General features: G+C 40.5%; 26 protein-coding genes. 19 read left to right on the top strand and 7 right to left on the bottom strand.

The window, feature by feature from the left end:
* Nucleotides 1-32 precede the first annotated feature (32 nt).
* The 5 genes from porV (at nt 33) to BUA53_RS11730 (ending at nt 4,456) form a co-directional block, all read left to right on the top strand.
* Nucleotides 33-1,205: a type IX secretion system outer membrane channel protein PorV gene (gene porV / locus BUA53_RS11750; protein ID WP_072835567.1), complete on the top strand. Its 1,173-nt coding sequence runs from the start codon at nt 33-35 to the stop codon at nt 1,203-1,205.
* A 141-nt stretch (nt 1,206-1,346) separates the two neighbouring features.
* Nucleotides 1,347-1,826, top strand: a complete 480-nt coding sequence (gene ispF, locus BUA53_RS11745) for a 2-C-methyl-D-erythritol 2,4-cyclodiphosphate synthase (protein WP_072835566.1) — start codon at nt 1,347-1,349, stop codon at nt 1,824-1,826.
* Nucleotides 1,827-1,861: 35 nt separating this feature from the next.
* Nucleotides 1,862-2,302: a dUTP diphosphatase gene (gene dut / locus BUA53_RS11740; protein ID WP_072835565.1), complete on the top strand. Its 441-nt coding sequence runs from the start codon at nt 1,862-1,864 to the stop codon at nt 2,300-2,302.
* 3 nt (nt 2,303-2,305) lie between these two features.
* Nucleotides 2,306-3,115: a lipoprotein insertase outer membrane protein LolB1 gene (locus tag BUA53_RS11735; RefSeq protein ID WP_072835564.1), complete on the top strand. Its 810-nt coding sequence runs from the start codon at nt 2,306-2,308 to the stop codon at nt 3,113-3,115.
* A gap of 48 nt (nt 3,116-3,163) precedes the next feature.
* The gene (locus BUA53_RS11730) at nt 3,164-4,456 is read left to right on the top strand and encodes a murein hydrolase activator EnvC family protein (protein WP_072835563.1); all 1,293 of its coding nucleotides are present in this window, start codon (nt 3,164-3,166) and stop codon (nt 4,454-4,456) included.
* 147 nt (nt 4,457-4,603) lie between these two features.
* Here BUA53_RS11730 and bshA read toward each other — a convergent pair whose 3' ends face one another.
* Nucleotides 4,604-5,737, bottom strand: coding sequence for an N-acetyl-alpha-D-glucosaminyl L-malate synthase BshA (gene bshA, locus BUA53_RS11725; protein WP_072835562.1), 1,134 nt, complete (start codon nt 5,735-5,737; stop codon nt 4,604-4,606).
* Between the two features lie 106 nt (nt 5,738-5,843).
* Here bshA and BUA53_RS11720 point away from each other — a divergent pair, with 106 nt between their 5' ends.
* Both BUA53_RS11720 and BUA53_RS11715 read left to right on the top strand, forming a co-directional pair.
* Nucleotides 5,844-7,217, top strand: a complete 1,374-nt coding sequence (locus BUA53_RS11720) for a M20/M25/M40 family metallo-hydrolase (RefSeq protein WP_072835561.1) — start codon at nt 5,844-5,846, stop codon at nt 7,215-7,217.
* Nucleotides 7,218-7,246: 29 nt separating this feature from the next.
* Nucleotides 7,247-7,657, top strand: a complete 411-nt coding sequence (locus tag BUA53_RS11715) for a hypothetical protein (RefSeq protein WP_072835560.1) — start codon at nt 7,247-7,249, stop codon at nt 7,655-7,657.
* A 43-nt stretch (nt 7,658-7,700) separates the two neighbouring features.
* On the opposite strand, the gene porT is transcribed toward BUA53_RS11715, so the two are convergent.
* Nucleotides 7,701-8,438, bottom strand: coding sequence for a type IX secretion/gliding motility protein PorT/SprT (gene porT, locus BUA53_RS11710; RefSeq protein ID WP_072835559.1), 738 nt, complete (start codon nt 8,436-8,438; stop codon nt 7,701-7,703).
* On the bottom strand, nt 8,402-9,151 hold the full coding sequence (gene ubiE / locus BUA53_RS11705; RefSeq protein ID WP_072835558.1) for a bifunctional demethylmenaquinone methyltransferase/2-methoxy-6-polyprenyl-1,4-benzoquinol methylase UbiE: 750 nt from the start codon (nt 9,149-9,151) through the stop codon (nt 8,402-8,404). Before ubiE ends, porT begins: the two co-directional genes overlap by 37 nt.
* Nucleotides 9,152-9,438: 287 nt before the next feature.
* Between ubiE and hemN the strand changes: the two genes are divergently transcribed.
* Entirely contained in the window at nt 9,439-10,809 is a 1,371-nt protein-coding gene (gene hemN, locus BUA53_RS11700; protein WP_072835557.1) for an oxygen-independent coproporphyrinogen III oxidase, read from the top strand.
* A gap of 257 nt (nt 10,810-11,066) precedes the next feature.
* On the opposite strand, the gene BUA53_RS11695 is transcribed toward hemN, so the two are convergent.
* The 3 genes from BUA53_RS11695 to dinB form a co-directional block, all read right to left on the bottom strand.
* Nucleotides 11,067-11,453, bottom strand: coding sequence for an RNA-binding S4 domain-containing protein (locus BUA53_RS11695; RefSeq protein ID WP_072835556.1), 387 nt, complete (start codon nt 11,451-11,453; stop codon nt 11,067-11,069).
* A gap of 184 nt (nt 11,454-11,637) precedes the next feature.
* Nucleotides 11,638-13,005 carry a dipeptidase gene (locus BUA53_RS11690; RefSeq protein ID WP_072835555.1) on the bottom strand — a complete coding sequence of 456 codons (1,368 nt, stop codon included), beginning with the start codon at nt 13,003-13,005 and terminating at the stop codon, nt 11,638-11,640.
* 616 nt (nt 13,006-13,621) lie between these two features.
* The gene (gene dinB, locus BUA53_RS11680) at nt 13,622-14,788 is read right to left on the bottom strand and encodes a DNA polymerase IV (protein ID WP_072835637.1); all 1,167 of its coding nucleotides are present in this window, start codon (nt 14,786-14,788) and stop codon (nt 13,622-13,624) included.
* Nucleotides 14,789-14,836: 48 nt separating this feature from the next.
* On the opposite strand from dinB, the gene BUA53_RS11675 reads away from it, so the two are divergent.
* Nucleotides 14,837-15,424, top strand: a complete 588-nt coding sequence (locus BUA53_RS11675; protein WP_072835553.1) for a Crp/Fnr family transcriptional regulator — start codon at nt 14,837-14,839, stop codon at nt 15,422-15,424.
* A gap of 63 nt (nt 15,425-15,487) precedes the next feature.
* The gene (locus BUA53_RS11670) at nt 15,488-16,096 is read left to right on the top strand and encodes a DinB family protein (protein WP_072835552.1); all 609 of its coding nucleotides are present in this window, start codon (nt 15,488-15,490) and stop codon (nt 16,094-16,096) included.
* Here the strand turns inward: BUA53_RS11670 and rimM are convergent.
* Nucleotides 16,053-16,631, bottom strand: a complete 579-nt coding sequence (rimM, locus tag BUA53_RS11665; protein ID WP_245793099.1) for a ribosome maturation factor RimM — start codon at nt 16,629-16,631, stop codon at nt 16,053-16,055. The genes BUA53_RS11670 and rimM overlap by 44 nt on opposite strands.
* A gap of 239 nt (nt 16,632-16,870) precedes the next feature.
* On the opposite strand from rimM, the gene BUA53_RS11660 reads away from it, so the two are divergent.
* The 9 genes from BUA53_RS11660 to BUA53_RS11620 all read left to right on the top strand — a co-directional run bounded on the left by BUA53_RS11660 (nt 16,871) and on the right by BUA53_RS11620 (nt 22,521).
* Complete coding sequence (locus BUA53_RS11660) at nt 16,871-17,434, top strand: class I SAM-dependent methyltransferase (RefSeq protein ID WP_175546065.1); 564 nt, start codon at nt 16,871-16,873, stop codon at nt 17,432-17,434.
* Nucleotides 17,435-17,524: 90 nt separating this feature from the next.
* Complete coding sequence (locus tag BUA53_RS11655) at nt 17,525-18,127, top strand: GNAT family N-acetyltransferase (RefSeq protein WP_072835550.1); 603 nt, start codon at nt 17,525-17,527, stop codon at nt 18,125-18,127.
* A 123-nt stretch (nt 18,128-18,250) separates the two neighbouring features.
* Complete coding sequence (locus BUA53_RS11650) at nt 18,251-18,643, top strand: hypothetical protein (RefSeq protein WP_084080022.1); 393 nt, start codon at nt 18,251-18,253, stop codon at nt 18,641-18,643.
* A 224-nt stretch (nt 18,644-18,867) separates the two neighbouring features.
* On the top strand, nt 18,868-19,191 hold the full coding sequence (locus BUA53_RS21030; RefSeq protein ID WP_139256416.1) for a hypothetical protein: 324 nt from the start codon (nt 18,868-18,870) through the stop codon (nt 19,189-19,191).
* An 87-nt stretch (nt 19,192-19,278) separates the two neighbouring features.
* Nucleotides 19,279-19,764, top strand: a complete 486-nt coding sequence (locus tag BUA53_RS11640) for a GyrI-like domain-containing protein (RefSeq protein WP_072835634.1) — start codon at nt 19,279-19,281, stop codon at nt 19,762-19,764.
* A 126-nt stretch (nt 19,765-19,890) separates the two neighbouring features.
* Nucleotides 19,891-20,745: an isocitrate lyase/PEP mutase family protein gene (locus BUA53_RS11635; RefSeq protein ID WP_072835548.1), complete on the top strand. Its 855-nt coding sequence runs from the start codon at nt 19,891-19,893 to the stop codon at nt 20,743-20,745.
* Nucleotides 20,738-21,178 (top strand): carboxymuconolactone decarboxylase family protein, encoded by a 441-nt coding sequence (locus BUA53_RS11630; RefSeq protein ID WP_072835547.1) that lies wholly within the window; start codon nt 20,738-20,740, stop codon nt 21,176-21,178. Before BUA53_RS11635 ends, BUA53_RS11630 begins: the two co-directional genes overlap by 8 nt.
* A 60-nt stretch (nt 21,179-21,238) precedes the next feature.
* Nucleotides 21,239-21,616: an iron chaperone gene (locus BUA53_RS11625; RefSeq protein WP_072835546.1), complete on the top strand. Its 378-nt coding sequence runs from the start codon at nt 21,239-21,241 to the stop codon at nt 21,614-21,616.
* 104 nt (nt 21,617-21,720) lie between these two features.
* Entirely contained in the window at nt 21,721-22,521 is an 801-nt protein-coding gene (locus BUA53_RS11620; RefSeq protein WP_072835545.1) for a hypothetical protein, read from the top strand.
* Nucleotides 22,522-22,529: the final 8 nt, after the last annotated feature.

The following is a 22,529-nucleotide window of genomic DNA, read 5'->3' as shown; positions in this document are numbered from 1 at the left end:
GTATATTTTCACGCACTTTATAAACAAGAACTATGAAATCAACTGCATTACGACTGACAACTGCTCTTACGCTATTGATCGCAGGCGTCCTTCCCACATATGCCCAGGAAAGAATTAATGTTGTAACCACCGCTGTACCTTTTTTAAGAATCTCACCTGATGGCCGGGCAGGTGCAATGGGTGAATTATCACTGGCTACCAGTCCTGATGCAAGTGCTTCGTTTTTCAATCTCGGAAAAGTTCCATTTAATGAATCGGTAGCAGGTGTGAATGTAACCTACACTCCATGGTTGAAAAAACTGGTTAATGATGTGTACCTGGCTTCACTAGCCGGTTATTATAAATTAGACGAAAACCAGGCGGTTTCTGGTTCATTGCGTTATTTCAATTTAGGTAGTATCCAGTTCACCGATAATAATGGCAATCCTTTAAATACTTCAAATCCACGCGAATTTGGATTTGACCTTGGGTATTCCCGTAAGCTTTCTGAAAAGATGGGTATAGGTGTTGGATTAAAATATATCTATTCCAATCTTGCCAGTGGTTACAGTGGCAATGGCAATACATATAAGGCAGGAAGTGCTGTAGCTGGTGATATTGGTTTGTATTACAGGGCACTTACTGAAGCTGGCCAGGGATGGGCCTTTGGATTGGCATTGACCAACCTGGGTTCAAAAATATCTTACACGGATAATGCAGAACAGAAAGATTTCATTCCTGCCAACTTTGGCATTGGTACCACTTATACTAAGGTCATAGATGAAAGCAATAAGATCACATTTGGTGTTGATTTGAATAAATTGATGGTTCCTACTCCACCAGTACCTTCCAATCCGCCAACACAACAGGATACGATCAACTTTAATAACTACCGGACCAAGAGTGTAGTTGGTAGCTGGTTTAGTTCGTTTGGAGATGCTCCAGGCGGCATGTCTGAAGAGATCAAAGAATTCCAGGCTTCTCTAGGTGCAGAATATTGGTATAATAACCAGTTCGCACTGCGTGCCGGCTATTTTTATGAAGATAAAACAAAGGGTAACCGCCGTTATTTTACAACAGGTGTAGGTATCAAGTACAATGTTTTTGGATTGAACTTCTCTTACCTTATTCCTGTTAATAGTGGTGTGAACCAAAACCCATTAGCCAATACACTTCGTTTCTCACTTGTATTTGATCTTAGTGGTGAAGGAACTACAACAGAATAATAAGAAATCATTATAATCATACAAGCGGCTCTGTTTATTCAGGCCGCTTTTTTATTTATTGCCAGGTACAGTAGCGGTAATTGTCTATTGAGCAGGTCGTATTATCATCACATAGCCTTCCTACATTTGCCAAAAAATAATATGGGCATCCGTATAGGTTTAGGAGTTGATTTTCATCAATTGGCAGAAGGCAGGGAATTATGGATAGGTGGTGTTTTAATACCTTATCATAAAGGAGGTCTTGGGCACAGCGATGCTGATGTCTTATTACATGCCATTTGCGATGCTTTGCTGGGTGCAGCTTGCCTGGGTGATATTGGCGTGCACTTTCCGGATACAGACCAGCAATATAAAAACATTGACAGCAAGATATTGTTGCAGCAAAGCATTGAGTTGATCAGGGCTGAAGGCTACCGCGTTATAAATATCGACAGTACTTTATGCCTCCAGGAGCCAAAGATTAAACCTTATATAGAACAGATGCAAGAGGTAATTTCTACTATTGCGGGCATTGGGAAAAGAGATATTTCAGTAAAAGCCACCACTACCGAGCAAATGGGTTTTGTGGGCCGGAAAGAAGGTGTGGTTGCCTATGCCTCAGCTTTATTGGAAACTATTTAACATCTTTGGAACCTCCCAAACCTATCTTTGAAACAATGAGCATTGCAGTTAAGATCATTAATACATCTTCCAATCCTTTACCTACCTATGCTACGGAAGGTTCTTCAGGGCTGGATCTCAGGGCCAATCTCCAAGGCACAATGGTATTAAAACCGATGGAAAGGCAAATGATCCCAACGGGATTATTTATAGAATTGCCCCAGGGATTTGAAGCACAGGTAAGGCCACGAAGTGGGCTGGCCATTAAACAAGGATTGACCTGCCTGAATACACCTGGAACAATTGACAGTGATTACAGGGGAGAAATTAAGATTCTATTGATAAACCTGTCAGGTGAACTGCAGGTCATACAACATGGTGACAGGATCGCACAGCTGGTGGTTCAAAAGATAGAAAAGATTTCCTGGCACCAGGTAGAGATATTGTCGGAAACTTCACGCAGTGAAGGTGGCTTTGGTTCAACCGGAAAAAATTAATGAATGCACAGACTTTTAATTATTATACTTTCTATTGTATTGATAGCTTCCTGTCGTTCCACTAAAAAGATACAAACGGCCATTTCAAAAAAAGATACTTCAGCAAAGGTTGTGCTGCAGGGCGTGAGGGAAGATTCAATGCAGTACTTCCGGAAAATGGTTTCTGAGATCAATGCTAACAGAATCCAGTATAATACTTTCACCAGTAAGGTAAACATTGATTATGAAGGCAGCGATGGTAAGAAGTATAACATCAATGCCAATATCAGAATGTATAGGGATAGTGCTATCTGGATCTCTGCCAATGCCTTATTGGGCATTGAAGCTATGCGAGTGCTCATTACAAAGGATTCGGTCAAACTCTTAAATAAGCTGGAAAAGACTTATACTGCCCGCAGTGTGGACTACCTGCAGGAGATAACATCACTACCCCTTGACCTCTTTACATTGCAGGATATTATCATAGGCAATCCTGTATATATTGATCCTAATGTAGTGGCATTTTCTAAAAAGAATAATACGATCACTTTATTGAGTATAGGCAACTGGTTTAAAAACCTCGCTACACTTGATGCTGGCAATAATAGCCTGCTGCATCTGAAGCTTGATGATGTCAATATAGCCAGGAACAGAACTGCTGATCTTAACTACAGTGAATATGAAAACAAAAAAGGTTTTTTATTTTCAACCAAAAGACGAGTAAGCGTAACGGAGAAAACACGCCTGGATATCATTCTTGATTTTAAACAGTACGAATTGAATGAACAGGTGAGTTTCCCATTCTCCATACCTAAAAATTATGATCGTAATTAAAATTTATTTTAGTTGAAAGCGTTAGATACAATCCTAATAAGACCGGCCATGCAAAAACTTCTGTTTGTATTCATTCTTTTTTTCTGCGTTCACAGTGGCTTCGCACAATCCGCCGACAAAGCCAAAATGGAAAGTGAACGTAAGGAAATTCAACAGGAGATCAGGGATTTACAAAATAGTTTGAGTAAGGTCAAAGGTCAAACCAAGGCTAATTTGGCAAAGCTGAGGATGCTGGAACGTAAACTGGAGTTGCAGGACAGGCTCATTGCGAATATCAATAAAGAAATCAATATTATATCCGGGGATATCTATACAAGTAACCTTGAGATCAACCGGCTGCAAAAACAATTGGATACCCTCAAGATAGAATATGCCAAAAGTGTGGTTTATGCTTATAAGAATAAAAGCAGCTATGACTACCTGAACTTTATTTTCTCTGCGAGTAGCTTTAATGATGCCCTAAAGAGGGTTTCCTATCTCAAAGCTTACCGTTCTTACCGTCAGCAGCAGGTAGCAAATATTGAAGAAACCCAAAAGCTGATACAGGATCGTAAGCAACAACTATTAGGCAAGCAATCCCAAAAGAAATCTGCATTGGAGAACCAACGCCATGAAATGGCATCACTGGAGGTTCAGAAAAAAGAAAAGGATGCAGTAGTATCTAAGCTAAAGTCGCAGGAAAAAGACCTGGCACAGCAAATGGCCATTAAGCGTAAACGTGACAAGATATTAAGGGGTCAGATTGCGGCTATTGTGCGCCGTGAGATAGAAAAGGCAAAGAAGGAAGAAGAAGCAAGACTGGCTGCCATTCGGAAAAAGGAAGCAGATGCCAGTAAGTCTAACGCATCTTCTGGTACCGTTTCAGCACCGGTAAAAAAGTCTGCCCCCGCTAAAAAACAGGATTACCTGGTATTGAATGAAGGCCAGGCTAAGCTGGCGGCCAATTTTGCAAGTAACAGGGGTAGTCTTCCCTGGCCGGTAGATAATGGAAATGTCAGTATTCCTTTTGGTACCAGCAGGGTGGAGGGCCTCAGTATGGATAACCCTGGTATTACCATAAGTACTCCCAATGCAGGTGCTACCGTTAAAGCAGTGTTTGATGGTGAAGTAAGTGCTGTATCCAATACCGGTGATGGAATGATGGTGATGATCCGCCATGGTAAATACTTTACTGTATACAGCAATCTTTCCAGTGCTTCAGTAAGCAGGGGCGATAATGTGCGTACAGGCCAGGCTATCGGAAGAACTGCTCAAGCTGATGATGGCAGTGGAGGCCAGCTCGACTTCATGCTCATGATAGAATCTCAGAATGTGAACCCCCAGCCGTGGCTAAGAAGATAGCCAGTATGCTCGTGGTGAATCCATAATCTTGTCTCTTAACAGTCTACATCTATAAAGCCAGAATAGCCTCCACCAGGAGGCTATTCTATAATATATTTGGTTAGTGAATTTTAGTGAAACAAAACCAGGCATTCACTTAAAACCTTTTCATACCATCACACTGCTCAACACTTCTTCATACAATTTCACATACATGGGTACAATGCTTGAAATATCAAAGGCTTTCGCCTGCTCAAATGCATTGGCCTTAAATTGTTGCAATCGGTCATCATCTTTCAAAATATCAATAGCCTGTTTACTCATAGTATCAACATCACCCACATTACCCATATAACCGGTAACGCCTTGTATCATTATTTCAGGCAAACCACCCGCATTGGTAGATATTACAGGCACACCCGAAGCCATAGCTTCAAGAGCTGCCAATCCGAAGCTTTCATATTCTGATGTCAACAGGAACAGATCTGCAATGGCTAATATATCTTCCATTTGTTCCTGCTTTCCAACAAAGCGAATATCATCGCATATACCCAACTTACGCGATAATTCTTCTGCAGTGCCTCTTTCGGGTCCATCACCCACAAACAACAATTTGCTCGGTATTTCTTTTTTCACCTCGTTAAATATCAGCACCACATCTTCTACACGTTTAATTTTTCTAAAATTGGAAGCATGTAAAAGAATGCGTTCACCCTCAGGGGCAATCACCTTTCTAAAAGCATCTATAGGTTTTCGTGAGAACCTTTGTACATCTACAAAGTTGTGGATCACTTCGATGTTCTTTTCTATTTTGAAGTGAGTAAATGTTTCATCCCTCAGGTTATGCGATACGGCCGTGATGGCATCACTCTGGTTGATAGAAAAAGCAACAACGGGTGCATACATTTTATCCCTGCCCACCAGGGTAATATCAGTACCATGTAATGTGGTGATAAAAGGAATATGTATCCCTTCCTGTTCTAAGATCTTCTTTGCCATATAGGCTGCGGAAGCATGTGGAATGGCATAATGCACATGCAGCAATTGCAAATGGTTATTTTTTATCACGTCCACCATGGTGCTGGCAAGTGCTGTTTCATACGGAGGATAATCAAACAAAGGGTAGGTTGGAACCTGTACCTCGTGGTAGAATATATTAGGAATAAATCCATTTAATCTTACCGGTTGCTGGTAAGTGATAAAGTGCACCTGGTGCCCAAGCTGCGCTAACGCCTTTCCCAATTCTGTTGCTAATACACCGCTACCCCCAAACGTAGGGTAACAAACTATACCTATTCTCATTAAATCAATTTAGATAAATGAAGGTAGTTACAAAAAAGCGTTTGCTTCTTTGCGGGTAACGTTAAAAAATTGGCTTTGGAAACCAGATTACTTTTATTTTTAAACAATGAAGACATTTATCCTATTCCTTTCCTTTAGTTTACAAGCTTTTGTATCATTTTCCCAGGATTCAGACTCTCTTTTTATCAACAGAATATCTAACCAAATCTTAACCAATGGTAAGGCCTACGATGACCTCCGTGTTTTAACCAAGCAGGTTGGCGGTCGTTTATCAGGTTCACCCCAAATGGTAAAGGCCGAAAAATGGGGCCTGAAAGCCATGCAGGATGCAGGGGCAGATAAGGCATGGTTACAAGAATGTATGGTGCCTCATTGGGTAAGGGGTGGCACGGATGAAGCAAGTGCTTCTTATACATCTGGCGACAAAAAGCAGGTACATAAACTTGATGTGATAGCTCTTGGAAATTCTGTGGGATCAATGAAGCCACTTACAGCACCTGTAATTGTTGTGAACAGTTTTGACGAGCTGGACAAAAGAAAGGATGAGGTAAAAGGCAAGATCGTTTTCTATAATTACAAATTCGTTCCCACGTTCATTCATACTTTCGGTTCTTATGGTGACGCAGTACGTTACCGCGGAGGCGGACCAAGTCATGCTGCCGCTTATGGTGCTGTTGGGGTGATAGTCAGGAGTATGTCTCACAGTACGGACAACAATCCACACACCGGTGCTACCAATTATGTTGATTCCCTTGCTAAAATACCTGCCGTAGCTATTGGATTAAAAGATGCAGATTGGTTAAGTAGCCAGGCTGCGAATGGTAAGGTATCTGTAACCATACATACTCATGGTAAATTCTTACCTGATACCATAGGTCATAATGTTATTGGTGAATTGCGGGGCTCAGAATTCCCTAATGAATTTATCACCATCGGCGGTCATCTTGATTCATGGGATCCTGCAGAAGGAGCGCATGATGATGGTGCCGGTTGTGTACAAACCATCGAGTTGCTACGCACATTCAAGGCATTAGGATATAAACCCAAAAGAACCATCCGCTTCGTGCTTTTTGCTAACGAAGAGAATGGAGGACGTGGAGGTGCAAAATATGCCGAAGAAGCTTTGTCTAAGGGAGAAAAACACATTTTTGCTCTGGAAAGCGATGAAGGTGGCTTTACACCCCGGGGATTCAGTGCCACTGTTTCTGATAGCCAGTTCCAAAAGATGCAGGGATGGAAGGACCTCCTGGCGCCATATGGTTCCTGCGAATGGATTCGGGGTGGTGGTGGTTCTGACATAGGACCATTGGCTAAAACCCAAAAGACACCGCTTGCCGGCTTCATGCCTGATTCACAACGCTATTTTGATTACCACCATGCCCGAAATGATGTTTTCGAGGCGGTGAACAAGCGTGAACTGGAATTAGGGGCAGTGAACATGGCAGGCCTCATCTACCTGGTAGATAAATATGGATTGTAAATCTTGGCAATCATAACTAACTTAGGAATATGGATAACAGTTCTGGTTCCTTCGTTCAAAGAAAGCGAAGCGGGTTTGGAAAAGTATTTACCGTTATTATTCTCTTTCTTTTACTAGGAGGGGGCATTTATTTCTACTGGAAGTATTACTTTACTTATAGCAGTGGTAACAGGTATGGACTTCTCCAGAAATTTTCCCACAAGGGCAATCTTTTTAAGACCTATGAAGGAGAGATGGTACTCAGCAGCATTAGAAGTAATGCCAACGTATCCCTGGCTTCAGAAAAGTTTTTCTTTTCTGTTACTAAGAAAAATGTTGCGGATGAACTAATGAATGCACAGGGAAAATTTGTTACTGTACATTATAAACAAAAGAATGGAACGCTTTCATGGCGAGGAGACACAGAATATATAGTTGATAGCGTGCAGGTAGATAAATAAGTGCCAACATGAATAATTCACTTATGTAGTAAGTGAATTATTTTTATCCTTCCAGGTGAATGGTAAATACGATCATCCTTGATTGAATGGCTTCCAGTATGCGGCTGTAATTCAAATTTTCATTGCGGTCATGCAGGTTGCTTAAGCCATTACTGATCTTGATCTCCGGAGAAAGAATAAAGCTGGGAAAGTAAAAGTTAAAACCTACTCCCGCTTCAATACCATAATCAAAACGATTGATGCGGATCATATCATCTGCCTTCCTGGCCTTTGCATTAGATGCAAGGTCAATATCCACCTTGCCGCCGCCCAGCATATATACACGAAAGTTACCTATGCGGTCGGAATTGAACTTCACCTGTAATGGAAAACTGGTGATAACAGACTCAACTTTTTTATCAACCTGGTAGCCAAAATCCTGGTCCTTATATTTTAGCTGGTAGCGTATATTCCTTTCCGTGAACATCAACTGTGGATTGAACCGGAGTTCAAACCTGCGGGTAAGATTCATAGTGGCCAGTAAGCCAAGGTTAAAACCACCATTGTTCATGGGTTCAGCTACCATAATGCTATCCTGCTCCATAAAGCCAGGGCTCAGGTGTGTATGGAAACTGGCTTTGCTTATGCCTAAAGAAATACCAAAATAATAGGCCTTATTATCATGGTCCTCCTGGTATAATACTTTTTGAGAAAAGGAAGTATAGGAAACAGTAAAAAAGAGCACTAAGAAAAAGGCCCGGCTTTTCAGGTTTTTGGCTTTCGTCCGCTGTATATGCAACATATTCCTAAGCTTAGTGGTTTAAATGAGGTATCGGAATAACCTGTTTTGTTTAGTACATCAATAAATAACTGGCGGTCGGGGAAGGCCTTTGCAGATTCATTCAAATACTGGTAAGCCTTCTTATTTTGATTAAACCATTTAGCCATTTGCGGTGCTATCACACCCATATAAAAATTATACAGGGTTTTCACACCAGGTAATTTTGGTTTGCTGAATTCCAGGACGATCAACTGAGATCCGGGCCTCATAACCCTTAATATCTCAGCCATCCCTTTCTCCAGGTTTTCAAAATTCCTTACCCCAAAGGCCACCATCACGCCATCAAACGAATCCTTTGGGAAATTTATTGTTTCACCATCGCCACTGAACAACTCAATTTTCGTTCCAAGCCCTTCTTTATCAATCTTTTTGCGGCCTATCTCCAGCATTTTTTCTGAAATATCTATGCCTATGATCTTTTCCGGGTGCAATATCCTCATTGCCATGATGGACATATCTGCTGTTCCCGTTGCCACATCTAACAGGATCTTTGGATTATCCTTTTGAAAGCGTTTAATGGCTTTCTTTCGCCAGCTTACATCAATACCAGCACTGAGAAAACGGTTCATGAAATCATAACGCGGTGCTATATGGTCAAACATCTCACTTACCTGTTCTTTCTTGGAGCCCTGTTCAGAAAAGGGCTTGATCCTGTCATGTGAAAATTCGGTCATAAGGCTGCAAAGGTAACCGGGAGAGGAATTACATATTTATGATTTAGGTCTTATTCAAACCAGGAATCAGTTCCTTGTCCACATGTATTCATTTAAAATGTCAATGGGATTTTATCCCAATAGACTTACAGTTTTATGACATTTTATTATTTTTTAACTAAGTAGGGTAGCACCTTGCCATTATTCTATATAAATGGGTTGGTTATCAAGTTTACCACTGATAAAACTCCTGTGATTTTCTAACAAAGGTCATATTTAACCCTTTGGCATCTTGATACTTTCGTAATATGAAAAGTGAAGCAGTCAATTCCATACTCATACGAAAGTACAACCAGCCGGTGCCCAGGTATACCAGCTATCCAACTGTACCTTTCTGGAAAGATGAGCTTGATATTGAGCAATGGAAAGAAGCATTCAGGAATAAATTCAGTGAACAAAATCATATTAACGGGATCAGCCTTTATATACACTTGCCATTTTGTGAATCATTATGTACTTATTGTGGCTGCAACAAAAAAATAACCACCAATCATAAGGTAGAGGAAGAGTACATTGATGTACTGGAAAAGGAGTGGGCTATGTATCGCAAGCTGATGAAGCAGACCCCTGTGATCAGGGAGCTTCACCTGGGAGGTGGCACACCTACATTTTTCTCTCCCCGCAATCTTCAACGGCTTCTGAAGTTTATTTTAAAATCCAGTATTCTTCATCCCAAACATGAATTCAGTATTGAAGGTCATCCTAATAATACAACACCTGAACACCTGAAAACATTATATAACAATGGCTTCAGGCGCATAAGCTATGGGGTTCAGGATAATGACCCTGAAGTACAACGTATCATCAACCGCATCCAACCTTTTGAAAATGTAAAGGCTGCAACAGAAAATGCCCGTTCAATTGGATTTACTTCCATCAATTTTGACCTTATTTATGGGCTTCCCAAACAAACATTGGAAAGCATTGAAAGGACCATCAACAAGATCATTGAATTAAAGCCTGACCGCATTGCTTTTTATAGTTATGCTCATGTCCCCTGGACCAGTAAGGCCCAACGCCTGTTTGATGAATCTGACCTGCCTGGTGCAGAAGAAAAGATATTGTTGTACCTGAAAGGAAAAGAGCTGTTGATGAAGAATGGTTATGTAGATATCGGCATGGATCATTTTGCCCTTCCTACTGACGAATTATACCTTGCATGGAAGGCAGGAAGACTGCACAGGAATTTTATGGGATATACAACACAAAATTCAGGCTTGTTATTGGGATTGGGTGTTTCAAGCATTAGCGATACAGGAAATGCTTTTGCCCAGAATCAAAAGGCATTACACGATTATTACACCAGTATCAATGAAGGGAAATTTGCTATAAAAAGGGGTTATATCTTAACTGATGAAGACATTGCTTTCAGAAAATATATCCTGGATATCTGTTGTAAGGGCGAAACGAGTTTTAAGGAAGAGCACATTCCTTTATTGGAACAATATACTTTTCCGGTTCTTGCCGACCTGGCCAAAGATGGCCTCATAGAATGGAACAGGAAAGGATTAAGCCTTACAGACCAGGGACATTATTTCCTTCGCAATATCTGCAGTGCTTTCGACCTTTACCTGCACCGCTCTGCACCTGGAAAGCAGATATTCAGTAAAGCCATATAGGGAGGTTTATAGTTTCTTGTTTATTGTTTCTTGTTCTTTAGGTTGAAGAGAATTATTTGTGCCCATCATTCTCTCACCTGAAAATTGAGCATTGCGTGTTGATCATTGAAAATTTTTCAGCCCTCAACCAAAGAACATCTGCTATCAAAAAGCCTTGCCAACCTAAATACTTCCAAATTCGATATTCCTTGTTCAAATGTTCGTAATTCCCCTCCTCCTCAAAAATCCTATACAATCCTTTCAATCATAGTTCTCAATTAGTCTTCCTTGAATTCATCCAGTTCTCTTCTTTGTTTCTTTGTCGGGCGTCCTATCTTGCTCTGCCGCTTACCGGTATGGAAGGAGGCAGCATGAAATTGCATACGGTCCAGTTCTTCCTGCGGCGTAATATCCAGGTAGTATTTGATGGCTTCAGCATATGCCTGCCTGTTATGTAAAAGATCGGTAACCTTAATACGCCATTTCTTAGCTTCTGTTTTTACTTCGTATTCGTCACCAACACTCACATTTTTTGCTGCCTTTACTGCGGTGCCATTTTGCTTTACTTTCCCCGAATCGCAGGCAGCCGCAGCCAGCGTCCTTGTTTTAAAAAGACGAATGGCCCAGAGGTATTTATCTATGCGTAGCTTTTCTTTTTCAGCCATATTGCAAAAGCAAAATATAAAAACATCAAATTATCAAAGGTGTTACTCAACCTTCTGACTATCTCGCAAACTCAGAAAGCTTTTTCCACTTTTCTCCTTCAACCTTTATGCCGTATATAAAAAGTTCTTTAGGCCATTTTGACCTAAAGAACCAGTAACAAAATTCAATAAACCAGAAACCTTTCTATTCTTGTGCAAAGAACTTATGGAAATAAGGAATTGTTTCAATGCCTTTATAGTAATTCTCCAGGTTATATTTCTCGTTTGGTGAGTGCAGGTTATCATTGTCCAGTCCAAAGCCCATAAATACGATCTTGATACCAAGCTCTTTTTCAAGTATAGAACAAATGGGAATACTGCCACCACCCCGCACAGGAATAGGTTCTTTGCCAAACGTGGTTTGAACTGCCTTGGCTGCAGCCTTATAACCCTTGCTGTCAATAGGGGTCATATATGGTTCGCCTCCATGGTGTTCAAAAGCTTCCACTTTCACTGAAGGCGGGGCTATCTTTTTAAAATGCTCCAGCAGCATATCCGTGATCTTCCTGGATGACTGGTTAGGTACCAGGCGTGCAGATATCTTAGCGGTAGCTTTTGAGGGCAATACTGTTTTAGCACCTTCGCCTAAATAACCACCCCAGATGCCATTAACTTCAATAGTTGGGCGTATTCCTGTTCTTTCACCTGTAGTAAAACCTTTTTCTCCCCAGGTTTCCTTAATGCCCAATTCATCTTTATATTCCTGTTCATTGTAAGGAGCCTTGGCCATCAGTTCCCTTTCTTCTTTTGATGCATTTACTACATCATCATAAAATCCCGGGATGGTCACATGATTATTCTCATCATGCAATGATGCGATCATTTTAGCCAGTATAATGATGGGGTTGGCTACTGCTCCGCCATAAGTTCCACTATGCAGGTCACGATTAGCACCCGTTACTTCCACCTCTATATAAGAAAGACCCCTGACGCCAATATCAAGGGAAGGATTTTCCATAGAGATCATGGAACTATCGGAGATAAGAATAACATCCGCCTTTAGCTTTTCTTTATGCTGGCTAACAAATTTTCCCAGGTTGGGTGATCCTACTTCTTCTTCACCTTCAATCAGGAATTTAATATTTGTAGCCATGGTATTGGTCTTAACCATGGTCTCTAGAGCTTTTACATGCATGTAAAACTGGCCTTTGTCATCAGCACTGCCACGGGCATATACCTTACCATCCTTTATTACGGGGTCAAAAGGCCCGCTGTGCCAGAGCTCAAGAGGTTCCGGAGGTTGCACATCATAATGGCCATACACTAAAACAGTTGGTTTGGAAGGGTCAATGATCTTTTCACCATAAACTACCGGGTGCCCTTCAGTTTCCATAACCTCAGCCTTGTCGGCTCCCGAATCCAGCAGGCGTTGCTTCACCATTTCCGCGCATTTCCGCATATCATCTTTACATTCACTCTTTGCGCTGATAGAAGGTATTCGCAATAATTCAAGCATCTCATCCAAAAAGCGTTGTTGATTTTTCTCCTGATACTCTTTCCAGGCTGTTTGCATAATCGTTATTTAGTTGAATGGATAAATTTCTCTATTCAGCAGGCCTCCCTGCTTTGAAAGTTCGTAAAATTAATGATTAGGAAGGATGGATTAGGCAAAACACAAAAATCAAAACTAAAAAAGAGAGATGGGTAGAGAAGTAAGATAAAAAGTTGAAAGGTTAATGAGTTGACAGGAATGGAGCAGGGCTTTCCTTATAAAACCCGTTCTTTTATACACGAGCCTTCCAGGCTTTGAAGCCTGATAGGTAACATCCTTAATCTTAATCTCTTTTCTTTGATCCCTGGTTAATTGAAAGGATATAATTCCATAGGCTCGCCACAATACATGCATCATTCGGGGTAAGTTCTTTTAATACCTGCCTGTATTATATGTTTCTTTCATGTATATACCGGCTTTGTTCCGCCTCTTTAAAGAGCCGTTGCAGAGCCGTTACATAGGCGGCACATAGGCGTTACATAGCCGTTGCATAACACAAGGAGCCTGGCTGAAATAATGGTTCAAAATAAGGGTAAAAGAGCAGGTATTAAGAAATAATTATATGGATCTAAAGTAAAATCAATACCATTGGTAGCTGCTTCATTCTCCTCAAAAATCCTAATAAATCCTCTCCATCTTAGTTCTTCTTCTTATTGCCAAGCGAAGTGGCCTTCATTACAGCGCCGGATCCAAACTGGTTTTTAATGCCATCAACAGCCTTGAATAGTTCCAGCTTTTCCACAGAATCATCAAAAAGACTCATTTGAATGGTCATGGGAACAAGATGGCTGAAGCGTACACCCAATAAGCGAACTTTTTCCCCCTTGTGGTATAATTTATCAAAAAGGTCATGAACCTTTTGCATCAGCACATTGTCAAGCGCTGTGTAGTCAATTACTTCCTGGCGTGATACAGTTTTGAAGTCTGAGTAGCGTAATTTAATGGTAACGCAGCCGGTAAGCTTTTCTTCCTGGCGCAGGTCGTAGGCTGTTTCTTCTGTTAGGCGTACCAGTTCCTTTTTAAGAAAGGAAATATCATTATGGTCCTCCTGGAAAGTGTTTTCGTGCGACAGGGACTTTTGTTCACTGTAAGGTTCTACTGGCGAATCAGACAGGCCATGTGCTTTTTCCCAAAGGCTTTTACCCCATTTGCCAAAAGCATATTCCAGTTGCTCAACGGGTGTTTTTGCCAGTTGCTCAATGGTATGTATGCCCATGCTATACAATTGCTGTTGCGTTTGCTTACCCACCATGGGTATTTTATCTACAGTAAGGGGCCAGAGAAAGGCAGTTTCCCTTCCGGCTGGTATTTCCAGGTAACCATTGGGTTTGGCTTCGTTGGTGGCCATTTTGCTTACCAGCTTACTGGTAGACAGGCCATAAGATATTGGCAGGCCTGTTTCTTTTATGATCCTTGTCCTTAGTTCACGGGTATATTGGCTTACACCAAAGAACTTATCCATTCCCGTAAGGTCAACATAAAATTCGTCTATAGAAGCTTTTTCATACACTGGTACCGCCGCGGCAATGATATCTGTGACCATGCGTGAGTACTTACTGTATTCATGGTAGCTTCCTTTGAGGAAGATGGCCTGTGGACATAGCTTTTTTGCAGTCATGGCCGGCATAGCGCTTTGTATACCAAATTTCCTGGCTTCATAACTACAGGCAGCTACTATGCCCCGTTGCCCATCGCCCCCCACAATGAGCGGTTTTCCTCTCAGTTCCGGGCGCTTTAATAATTCTACCGAAACAAAGAAGGCATCGAGGTCGAAATGGGCAATATGACGTGGCGTTTCAGCCATATATTCAAAATTAATCTTATTGCCCGCTTTGCCCCTAACTTTAACCAAATGCAACTACCAGAGGAGGAGTTACTACACAAGTTCATTACTGCTATTTATCCTTTGAAGGACAAGGAGTGGGAATCTTTTGTGGAAATATGGGAGCCATTTACATGCAAGCGAAAAATCATACTTACTTCAGCCGGTGAAACAGAACGATACCTGTATTTTGTATTGGAAGGTGTGCAGCGCAGCTATTACCTTGACAAAAACGGAGCTGAGGTAACTATTGTTTTCACCTATCCTTATTCTTTTTCCGGGGTAGCTGATTCTTTTCTTACCCAAACTCCTTCTTTCTATTTCCTTGAAACGCTTACTGCTTCCAGTTTTTTGAGAACAACTTATAAACAGCTGGAGCGGCTAATGGACCAACATCCTGGTATTCACCGGATGGTATTAAAATCTACGTCCTGGGCTTTAAAAGGGGTGCTTGAAAGACAGGTGGAGCTGCAAAGCTTTAGTGCAGAGGAAAAGTTTCGCCAATTATTGACCCGAAGTCCACAAGTGTTAAACCTTATTCCTCATAAGTACCTGGCTTCCTACCTGGGCCTTGATGCTACTACATTCAGTAAGCTGCTTGGCAGGGTGCGGTTATAAAATCTTGGTGCAGGCAAAGATTTTGCAACAGGTATAGAAATAGTTTTGAAAAAACAACCGACAATGAAAAAGTTTAAAACCGAAGAACTTATAAATCAATTAGAAGCGGATGTCAGGCAATTGATGGCTGCTGCCGACCACCTGCAAATGGCAGATAATGTAAAACTGGGTTATCCTCCTGCCGAAGGCAAGTGGAGTGCAGCCCAGGCATTGGAACATTTAAATATGTATAACCGCTACTATTTGCCCGCTATAGAAAAAGCAATGGTGCATATTCCTAAAGAGGTCAATGCCTGGTTTGTTCCAGGATTCTTTGGTAATTATTTCACCAATGCCATGATGCCTAAGAACGTGTACGAGGTGAAGAATAAAATGAAGACCATGAAGGGCTATCGTCCTGAAAGGGGGGTGAGTGTGGAAGGTGTTTTCAAAGAATTCAAAGAGCACCAGCAAAAGTTATTGCAATTGCTGGAGATGGCCCGTAAACGCAACCTGGAGCAGATTCGCATACCTACTACTATCAGTAAAATGATCCGCCTGAAGTTGGGAGATGTATTCCGCTTCCTGGTGGCACATGAACAAAGGCACATGATCCAGGCGAGGAATGCGATAAAAGCTACAGGTGTATCTACAGATAAATTTCCAGTAATCCTGGAGGCAGCTCGACTATAACCTGCTGTTTTTTCTTATCGATCTTCACGATGGTTTCTTCGTGCAGCGGTATCAAGGCTTCTTTGCCCTTAACTTCTATGCGGCAAAGAAGCTGGTGCGGCTGTTCTATCACTTCCAAGATCTTGCCCAGGATGTTACCTTCTTCTACTATCTCGTAACCAAGGAGGTTGATAGGTGAGGAGGAAGCTGCAAATTTCTTAAAGTCTGCCTCAGGCAGCCATACCTCTTTTTGGGTAAGCCTGATCGCTGCCTCCCTTGAGCTTACACTTTCCAGCTTGATGTAGATCTCTTCTTCGTTCTTTATCCGGGTGCGTTCGATAAACCAGGGAATGAAGCTTTCTTTTTTTTCTTCTATAAAAATTGCTTTCAAATCTTTAAGAGAAGTTTTCTTTCCAAGGTTATGCTTCAGTATTAATTCACCCGTTAATCCAAAGGCAGCCACGAGTTTTCCTATTTTAAAATATTCTGTCATGCAGTTGGCAAAAATAGGCAGGAAATAGGGAGAGCGCTCATGTAGACAGGTAAATACAGGCATAATATGCATTAATGGATCACTAACCAAATAGCATTAATTCCGGAGGCGAATATTTTAATATAGGCTGATTAGGATCTATGACTTAATCAGATTAGTTGTTGCAAATTTTTCAGTCAGGTATAGTTTAGTAATGTAAAATTGTGGTGAATAACCCCAAATAATTTGTCATTAATATGGATAGAAACCAGGTAACATTTGAGACGTGGAATAAGGTAGCTTCACTTTACCATGAGAAGTTCATGAACCTGGAACAATACAATGACAGCTATGACAAATTTTGTGAATTAGTAGAGAAACAAGGTGCAGCCGTGTTTGAAGTAGGTTGCGGACCAGGAAATATTACCAGGTATTTAATGAACAAACGTCCAGACTTCCAGATTCATGCTATTGACTATGCCCCTAAAATGGTTGAACTGGCACGAATAAATAATCCGGGTGTTCAATGTAGTATTATGGATTGCAGATATATGGGCGAAATACAAGCAATATTTGATGCGGTTATTTCCGGTTTTTGTATTCCTTATTTATCTCGTGAAGAAACTTCAGGGTTTTTTAAAGATTGCGCCAAATTGCTACTACCAGAAGGTGTTCTTTACTTCAGCGCAATAAAAGGGGACTATCATACTTCAGGATATATGAAGGGAAGTAGTGGTGATGAAGCGTACGTTTATTACTATGACGAAGATATCCTTCAGGCATTGCTATTTGAAAATAGGTTCAGTTTATTAAAAGTGCTATACAAAAATTCAAATATAAATGGCAGGCCATTTACAGAAATGATATTTATTGCCAGAAAGAATTAACTATTGCTTCGCTGTTTTTGGGAACAAATTGTTCGTGCTTTTTATTAATTGGGATATTTGCCCGATCAATGTTAATCAATTACTAATGCTATGAAAAGTGAACCTATAGACTTCATTTTTTTAAAAGAACTATCCATTGAGCCTGTAACCAGGAGTAACTGGAATAAACTGGTTCAGCTTTTTGGTGAAAGAGGTGCATGTGGTAATTGCTGGTGTATGTATTTCAGGTTGAAAAAGGCAGACTTCCAGGAAGGCAAAATAAATGATATAAATAAGCATGCACTAAAGGAGATCATTTTTGATGACAGGCCAGCAGGGCTTATGGCCATTTATGATGGACAGCCTATAGCCTGGTGTGCATTTGCACCAAGAGAGGACTTTATAAAGTTGGAAAACTCCAGGGTACATAAACGCATTGATGATAAACCTGTATGGTCGATTCCCTGTTTATTTATAGATAAGCATTTCAGGCGGCAGGGTGTATCGGTTGAACTTTTAAAAGGAGTGATAAGGTATGCCAAAACGAAAGGGATAAGTATTATAGAAGCCTACCCAACCATACCTACTACTGATACCATTCCTGATTCATTTGCCTGGATTGGTTTATATAAATCTTTTGAACGGGCAGGCTTTAAAATCGTTGATACTACTTCTAAACACCGGCCAATGGTTCGCTATTATACGGGAAAATAACAGGTATGATTTCACTGCCAGGAGATGAATATTGACTGCCATAGATATTTGGTCATAGAACCAGTTTAATAATTGATGAGATATGTAAATTAGTATATTAGCCGGCTATTAAAAAACGCCAAAATGATACTGAATACACGTGTAATTATGACCGTTAGTGCAATTTTTCTTGCACTTATGGGAATTATATTAAGCTTTATGCCAAATGAGGTGGCTGAATTCATTGGGCTACAAAGTTCCAAAACCATTCAATTGATATTGCAGATTGCAGGTGCTCAATATTTTGCCATGGCATTATTGAACTGGATGAAAAGGACAAGCGTGATAGGTGGAATATATAACAGGCCTGTGTCTATTACTAATTACACACATTATCTCATCGGCACACTGGCATCAGGGAAGCTTTTATTGGGAAAAGCGGATCTTCCTATGGTGTTTTGGATACTTGCAGCATTTTATTTGATTTTTGCTTTTCTATATGGATTTATTTTTTACCGCAACCCGGTACCTTCTTAGAAGCATGTAAAAGCAATAACATCCCTTCCATAAATGCAGGTATCAAGTATTATTTTCCTGCACTTAATTTATTGATTTGTAAAAAGCTATAGATCAAAAGCTTAGAGCTTTGGATGATATCTTAATAAAGAGAATAATAATATATTATTATTTTATATATTTATAAAAGTTTCCTTGCCCTGAACCTATTTGTTATTAATCTAACACAAACAAAACCATCTTCCATGAATCATTCAACTTCCAGGACCAAACTAATAATTGGATTGATTTTAATTACTCTTCCTGTAATATTATTTGTATTGTGGGTGTACGCTTGCCAGGTGGCTGATGGGTATCCTGAAAATGTAAAATTGTATAATAGCTTTTTGCCTGATTCCTTAAGAGGAAATTCTCTTACGTCTATAGTATCCGTAGTGTTTTGCATTGCGGCTATCAGTCTAAATGCAAATAACCTTAAAAATCCAAACCTGGGTTTGAGGTCAATCTCATGGTTGATTGTCATTGCCGGATCACTCATTGGATTTCTGGATCTTTTCTCGATGATGTAAAATAATGAATGGTTTGTAGGATTAAAGATTTCTCGTGAGGCCCTTTATTCATTATTATTTTTGGCCTTCAACTAATTGTTTGTACAAGTGAATGCTAGAATAGAAATCCTGAACGAGAAGAAATTAGTGGGTAAGCGGGTTCAAATGTCATTTGCCATCAACACAACAAAGGAATTATGGCAATCTTTTATGCCAGGATTAAAACAGGTCACCAACAGGATAGGTATGGAGTTGTTTTCTGCTGAAGTATACCCTCCTTTATTCTTTCAGCATTACAACGTCAATACGAACTTTGAAAAATGGGCGGCTGTGGAAGTTGCAGACCACGATAGCATACCTCCTGGAATGGAAGCAATTGTATTTCCAGCTGGTTTGTATGCTGTTTTTATTCATAAGGGCACTGCGTCAAAGGGTGCTGAAACCTACCGGTATATTTTTATGGACTGGTTGCCTGGATCAGGATATGAGTTGGATAACAGGCCGCATTTTGCGGTGATGGGAGAAAACTACAAGCGTGATGACGATGCATCTGAAGAGGAGATATGGATACCAGTACGGCCACTGGCTTCATAGGCTCATTTACCTGCGTTGGCGCGTGGTGTTAATCATTGTACCTTTAATTGCTTGTGCCATCTTAAGATTGGGATTTTTCTTCCACGCAGGAGTTCTAAAAGTTAATCCATGTAACAGGTTATACTAATGGTTACACAAAAAGAAAAAGCTGTCATATTTCATCAACTGCACCATAATGGGGAGCTGCTAATACTGCCTAATATATGGGATCCTTTAGGGGCACTTTTATTGGAATCAATAGGGTATAAGGCTGTAGCCACAGCCAGCGCCTCTATTGCTTATAGCAATGGATATTACGATGGTGAACATATTCCTCTGACAGCCCTCTTAGACCTCTTCCGCAAAATAGTTAACAGTGTGAGCGTGCCTGTTACCGCCGACTTTGAATCGGGCTACGCTAGCAATGAGGAGCAATTGCAAGAGAATATCATACAGTTATTGGATACAGGAATTGTTGGCATCAACATAGAAGATACTGATACCAGGACACATACACTGAATGGTACAGATGTGCAATGCAGGAAGATCTCGCTTATTCGAAAACTGGCGGATGAAAAGGGCATTCCTCTTTTTATAAATGCCAGGACGGATGTTTTTATTCATGCCGGTTTATTTTCCACTGCGGAAGAAAAACTGAAAGAAACAATAGAAAGAGGGAAGGCCTATAAAGATGCGGGTGCAGATGGTTTCTATCCTATTGTAATGAGTCAGCCAGGAGATATTGAACAAGTAGTGAGACATGTGCAATTGCCAATAAATATTATTACTATACCTGGAATTCCGGAAATTGAAGTCCTGCAGTCTATGGGAGTAGCCAGGCTCAGTCTTGGACCTTCATTTTTAAAGGTCGCTCTGCGTGCTATGAAAAACCTGGCCGAAGAATTAAAAAGTTATAAAGGCCTGGAAACAATAACAGCTAATGAAGTGACCAGCGATTACCTTAAAGCTTTGATCAGTAAATCAAGTAAAACAGATGAATAAAAGATTATCAATGTATGAAAAAGAGCCCGGGGCCTATAAGGCTATGATGGCCCTGGAGAATTATACTAAGGAAACCACCATAGATCCTTTGTTGAAAGAATTGATAAAGACCAGGGCTTCACAGTTAAATGGGTGTGCCTATTGTGTTGATATGCATACAGAGGATGCGATAAAGCTGGGTGAATCTGAAAGGCGTTTATTTGCTTTGGCTGTGTGGAAAGAGTCCCATCTTTTTTCAGAAGCTGAGCGGGCAGCTTTACAATTAACGGAGGAAGTGACGCTGTTATCAAAAGAAGGTGTGACTGATGAAACCTATGATCATGTGGTTGCTATTTTTGGTGAGCAGCAAACAGCCAAACTGATCATGCAAATAGTGGTTATAAATGCATGGAACCGTATAGCTGTAACCACTAAGGCTATTTATAAAAAATGAGGCAGTATCAATTTATAACCGTGTTATCCTTTTTCTAAATACAATAATCGTAATAGAATTATGGAAAGAGCAAGCAGCATTGATGAATATATTAAAGGCTTTCCACCAGGAATTCAAAAGCTGCTGAAGGAGGTAAGATCAACCATTAAAACTGCAGCCCCGGAAGCTGAAGAAACGATAAAATATGCCATGCCCACATTTACACTTAATGGAGCAAACCTGGTTCATTTTGCTGCATTCAAAAATCATATCGGCTTTTATCCTACACCACATGGTATTGAGGCTTTTGAAAAAGAATTGTCAGCTTATAAAGGTGCTAAGGGTTCAGTGCAGTTTCCACTCGATCAACCCATGCCACTGCAATTGATAAGCAAGATTGTGAAATACAGGGTGGCGCAAAATATTGCAAAGGCTAAAAACAAGAAGGGTGTTAAATAGTGATTCAAGCATAGCAAAACGCAATTCCTTCAAACCCCACGTATTTTTAAAATTAAGTATCTCTACTTAGAAACAGGCATTTAGGGCAGGCTAGATTTGCTGCCATGAAAAAGCTGTTAGCAGTAATTACAATCTCATTATTGACAGGCATCTTTGCCTTTACAACCATAAAAAAGTATACAGACATATTTGGTCAGCTGGGAATAGAAAAAGCGGAGGCTACGGAGACCATATTCTTCAATTTCCAGGATGGTACGCTAAACTTTCCCTATTCAACCGTGATCAGGAAGCTAGCGTTAAATAAACGGGCCGATGCTGTAAAGGAAATAGGAGATTATATTAAAGCCTACACCTCAGGTAATGAATTTGCAGAAAAGTACAAGGTGGCAAGGGAACAGGCAAAACCGCAGGGATTAGCCAGTAATGAAGAAAAATTGAAATCGAGAATAAGCGAGATCGAGGCTGATATCGAAACTACGAAAGCTGATATGAAATCAAAAACTGGTGACATGAAGAAACTTTATGAAGCCAGCCTGCTTGAATTAAATAAAGAACTCAAAGCCCTAAAGAACCCCAATGACCCAGCTCATAAATATTATATGCAGGAAGCTACGGAATTGAAGGAGTCGGAAAAGAATATGTATGCAGAAGACATTAAATCCTGGAAAGAAGAATTTCCTCCAACAGTAAAAGAATTGATCCATAAAAGGCTGGTGCAATTCCTGGAATTTACTAAGGATATAGATTTCAATGCAAAACTGGTCAAAAGAGGTAGCAAGATGGTATTTGCTGACCCGGCATTGGAGGCTAAAGACGGCTACTGGAAGTATTGCTTCCGGTCCGGAAAAGAAACCATCACCGCAGCAAGGCAATATGCCCAACAATGGTTGTCCGGTATGCAATAATCGATAAA

The organism is Flavisolibacter ginsengisoli DSM 18119 (assembly GCF_900129295.1).
GTDB lineage: Bacteria > Bacteroidota > Bacteroidia > Chitinophagales > Chitinophagaceae > Flavisolibacter > Flavisolibacter ginsengisoli.
The sequence above is the reverse complement of the archived record's forward strand: the minus strand, read 5'-3'. Positions and strand labels throughout refer to the sequence as shown.

What these genes read in the sequence shown, in the direction of transcription:
- hemN (WP_072835557.1), top strand. Translation starts at nt 9,439, where the DNA reads ATGAAAAGTGAAGCAGTCAATTCCATACTCATACGAAAGTACAACCAG.
- ispF (WP_072835566.1), top strand. Translation starts at nt 1,347, where the DNA reads ATGGGCATCCGTATAGGTTTAGGAGTTGATTTTCATCAATTGGCAGAA.
- BUA53_RS11735 (WP_072835564.1), top strand. Translation starts at nt 2,306, where the DNA reads ATGCACAGACTTTTAATTATTATACTTTCTATTGTATTGATAGCTTCC.
- BUA53_RS11630 (WP_072835547.1), top strand. Translation starts at nt 20,738, where the DNA reads ATGAATAAAAGATTATCAATGTATGAAAAAGAGCCCGGGGCCTATAAG.
- BUA53_RS11660 (WP_175546065.1), top strand. Translation starts at nt 16,871, where the DNA reads ATGAACCTGGAACAATACAATGACAGCTATGACAAATTTTGTGAATTA.
- BUA53_RS11670 (WP_072835552.1), top strand. Translation starts at nt 15,488, where the DNA reads ATGAAAAAGTTTAAAACCGAAGAACTTATAAATCAATTAGAAGCGGAT.
- BUA53_RS11690 (WP_072835555.1), bottom strand. Translation starts at nt 13,005, where the DNA reads ATGCAAACAGCCTGGAAAGAGTATCAGGAGAAAAATCAACAACGCTTT.
- BUA53_RS11655 (WP_072835550.1), top strand. Translation starts at nt 17,525, where the DNA reads ATGAAAAGTGAACCTATAGACTTCATTTTTTTAAAAGAACTATCCATT.
- BUA53_RS11730 (WP_072835563.1), top strand. Translation starts at nt 3,164, where the DNA reads ATGCAAAAACTTCTGTTTGTATTCATTCTTTTTTTCTGCGTTCACAGT.
- rimM (WP_245793099.1), bottom strand. Translation starts at nt 16,631, where the DNA reads ATGCCTGTATTTACCTGTCTACATGAGCGCTCTCCCTATTTCCTGCCT.
- BUA53_RS11650 (WP_084080022.1), top strand. Translation starts at nt 18,251, where the DNA reads ATGATACTGAATACACGTGTAATTATGACCGTTAGTGCAATTTTTCTT.
- bshA (WP_072835562.1), bottom strand. Translation starts at nt 5,737, where the DNA reads ATGAGAATAGGTATAGTTTGTTACCCTACGTTTGGGGGTAGCGGTGTA.
- BUA53_RS11715 (WP_072835560.1), top strand. Translation starts at nt 7,247, where the DNA reads ATGGATAACAGTTCTGGTTCCTTCGTTCAAAGAAAGCGAAGCGGGTTT.
- dinB (WP_072835637.1), bottom strand. Translation starts at nt 14,788, where the DNA reads ATGGCTGAAACGCCACGTCATATTGCCCATTTCGACCTCGATGCCTTC.
- BUA53_RS11720 (WP_072835561.1), top strand. Translation starts at nt 5,844, where the DNA reads ATGAAGACATTTATCCTATTCCTTTCCTTTAGTTTACAAGCTTTTGTA.
- BUA53_RS21030 (WP_139256416.1), top strand. Translation starts at nt 18,868, where the DNA reads ATGAATCATTCAACTTCCAGGACCAAACTAATAATTGGATTGATTTTA.
- ubiE (WP_072835558.1), bottom strand. Translation starts at nt 9,151, where the DNA reads ATGACCGAATTTTCACATGACAGGATCAAGCCCTTTTCTGAACAGGGC.
- BUA53_RS11675 (WP_072835553.1), top strand. Translation starts at nt 14,837, where the DNA reads ATGCAACTACCAGAGGAGGAGTTACTACACAAGTTCATTACTGCTATT.
- BUA53_RS11620 (WP_072835545.1), top strand. Translation starts at nt 21,721, where the DNA reads ATGAAAAAGCTGTTAGCAGTAATTACAATCTCATTATTGACAGGCATC.
- BUA53_RS11695 (WP_072835556.1), bottom strand. Translation starts at nt 11,453, where the DNA reads ATGGCTGAAAAAGAAAAGCTACGCATAGATAAATACCTCTGGGCCATT.
- porV (WP_072835567.1), top strand. Translation starts at nt 33, where the DNA reads ATGAAATCAACTGCATTACGACTGACAACTGCTCTTACGCTATTGATC.
- dut (WP_072835565.1), top strand. Translation starts at nt 1,862, where the DNA reads ATGAGCATTGCAGTTAAGATCATTAATACATCTTCCAATCCTTTACCT.
- BUA53_RS11635 (WP_072835548.1), top strand. Translation starts at nt 19,891, where the DNA reads ATGGTTACACAAAAAGAAAAAGCTGTCATATTTCATCAACTGCACCAT.
- porT (WP_072835559.1), bottom strand. Translation starts at nt 8,438, where the DNA reads ATGTTGCATATACAGCGGACGAAAGCCAAAAACCTGAAAAGCCGGGCC.
- BUA53_RS11625 (WP_072835546.1), top strand. Translation starts at nt 21,239, where the DNA reads ATGGAAAGAGCAAGCAGCATTGATGAATATATTAAAGGCTTTCCACCA.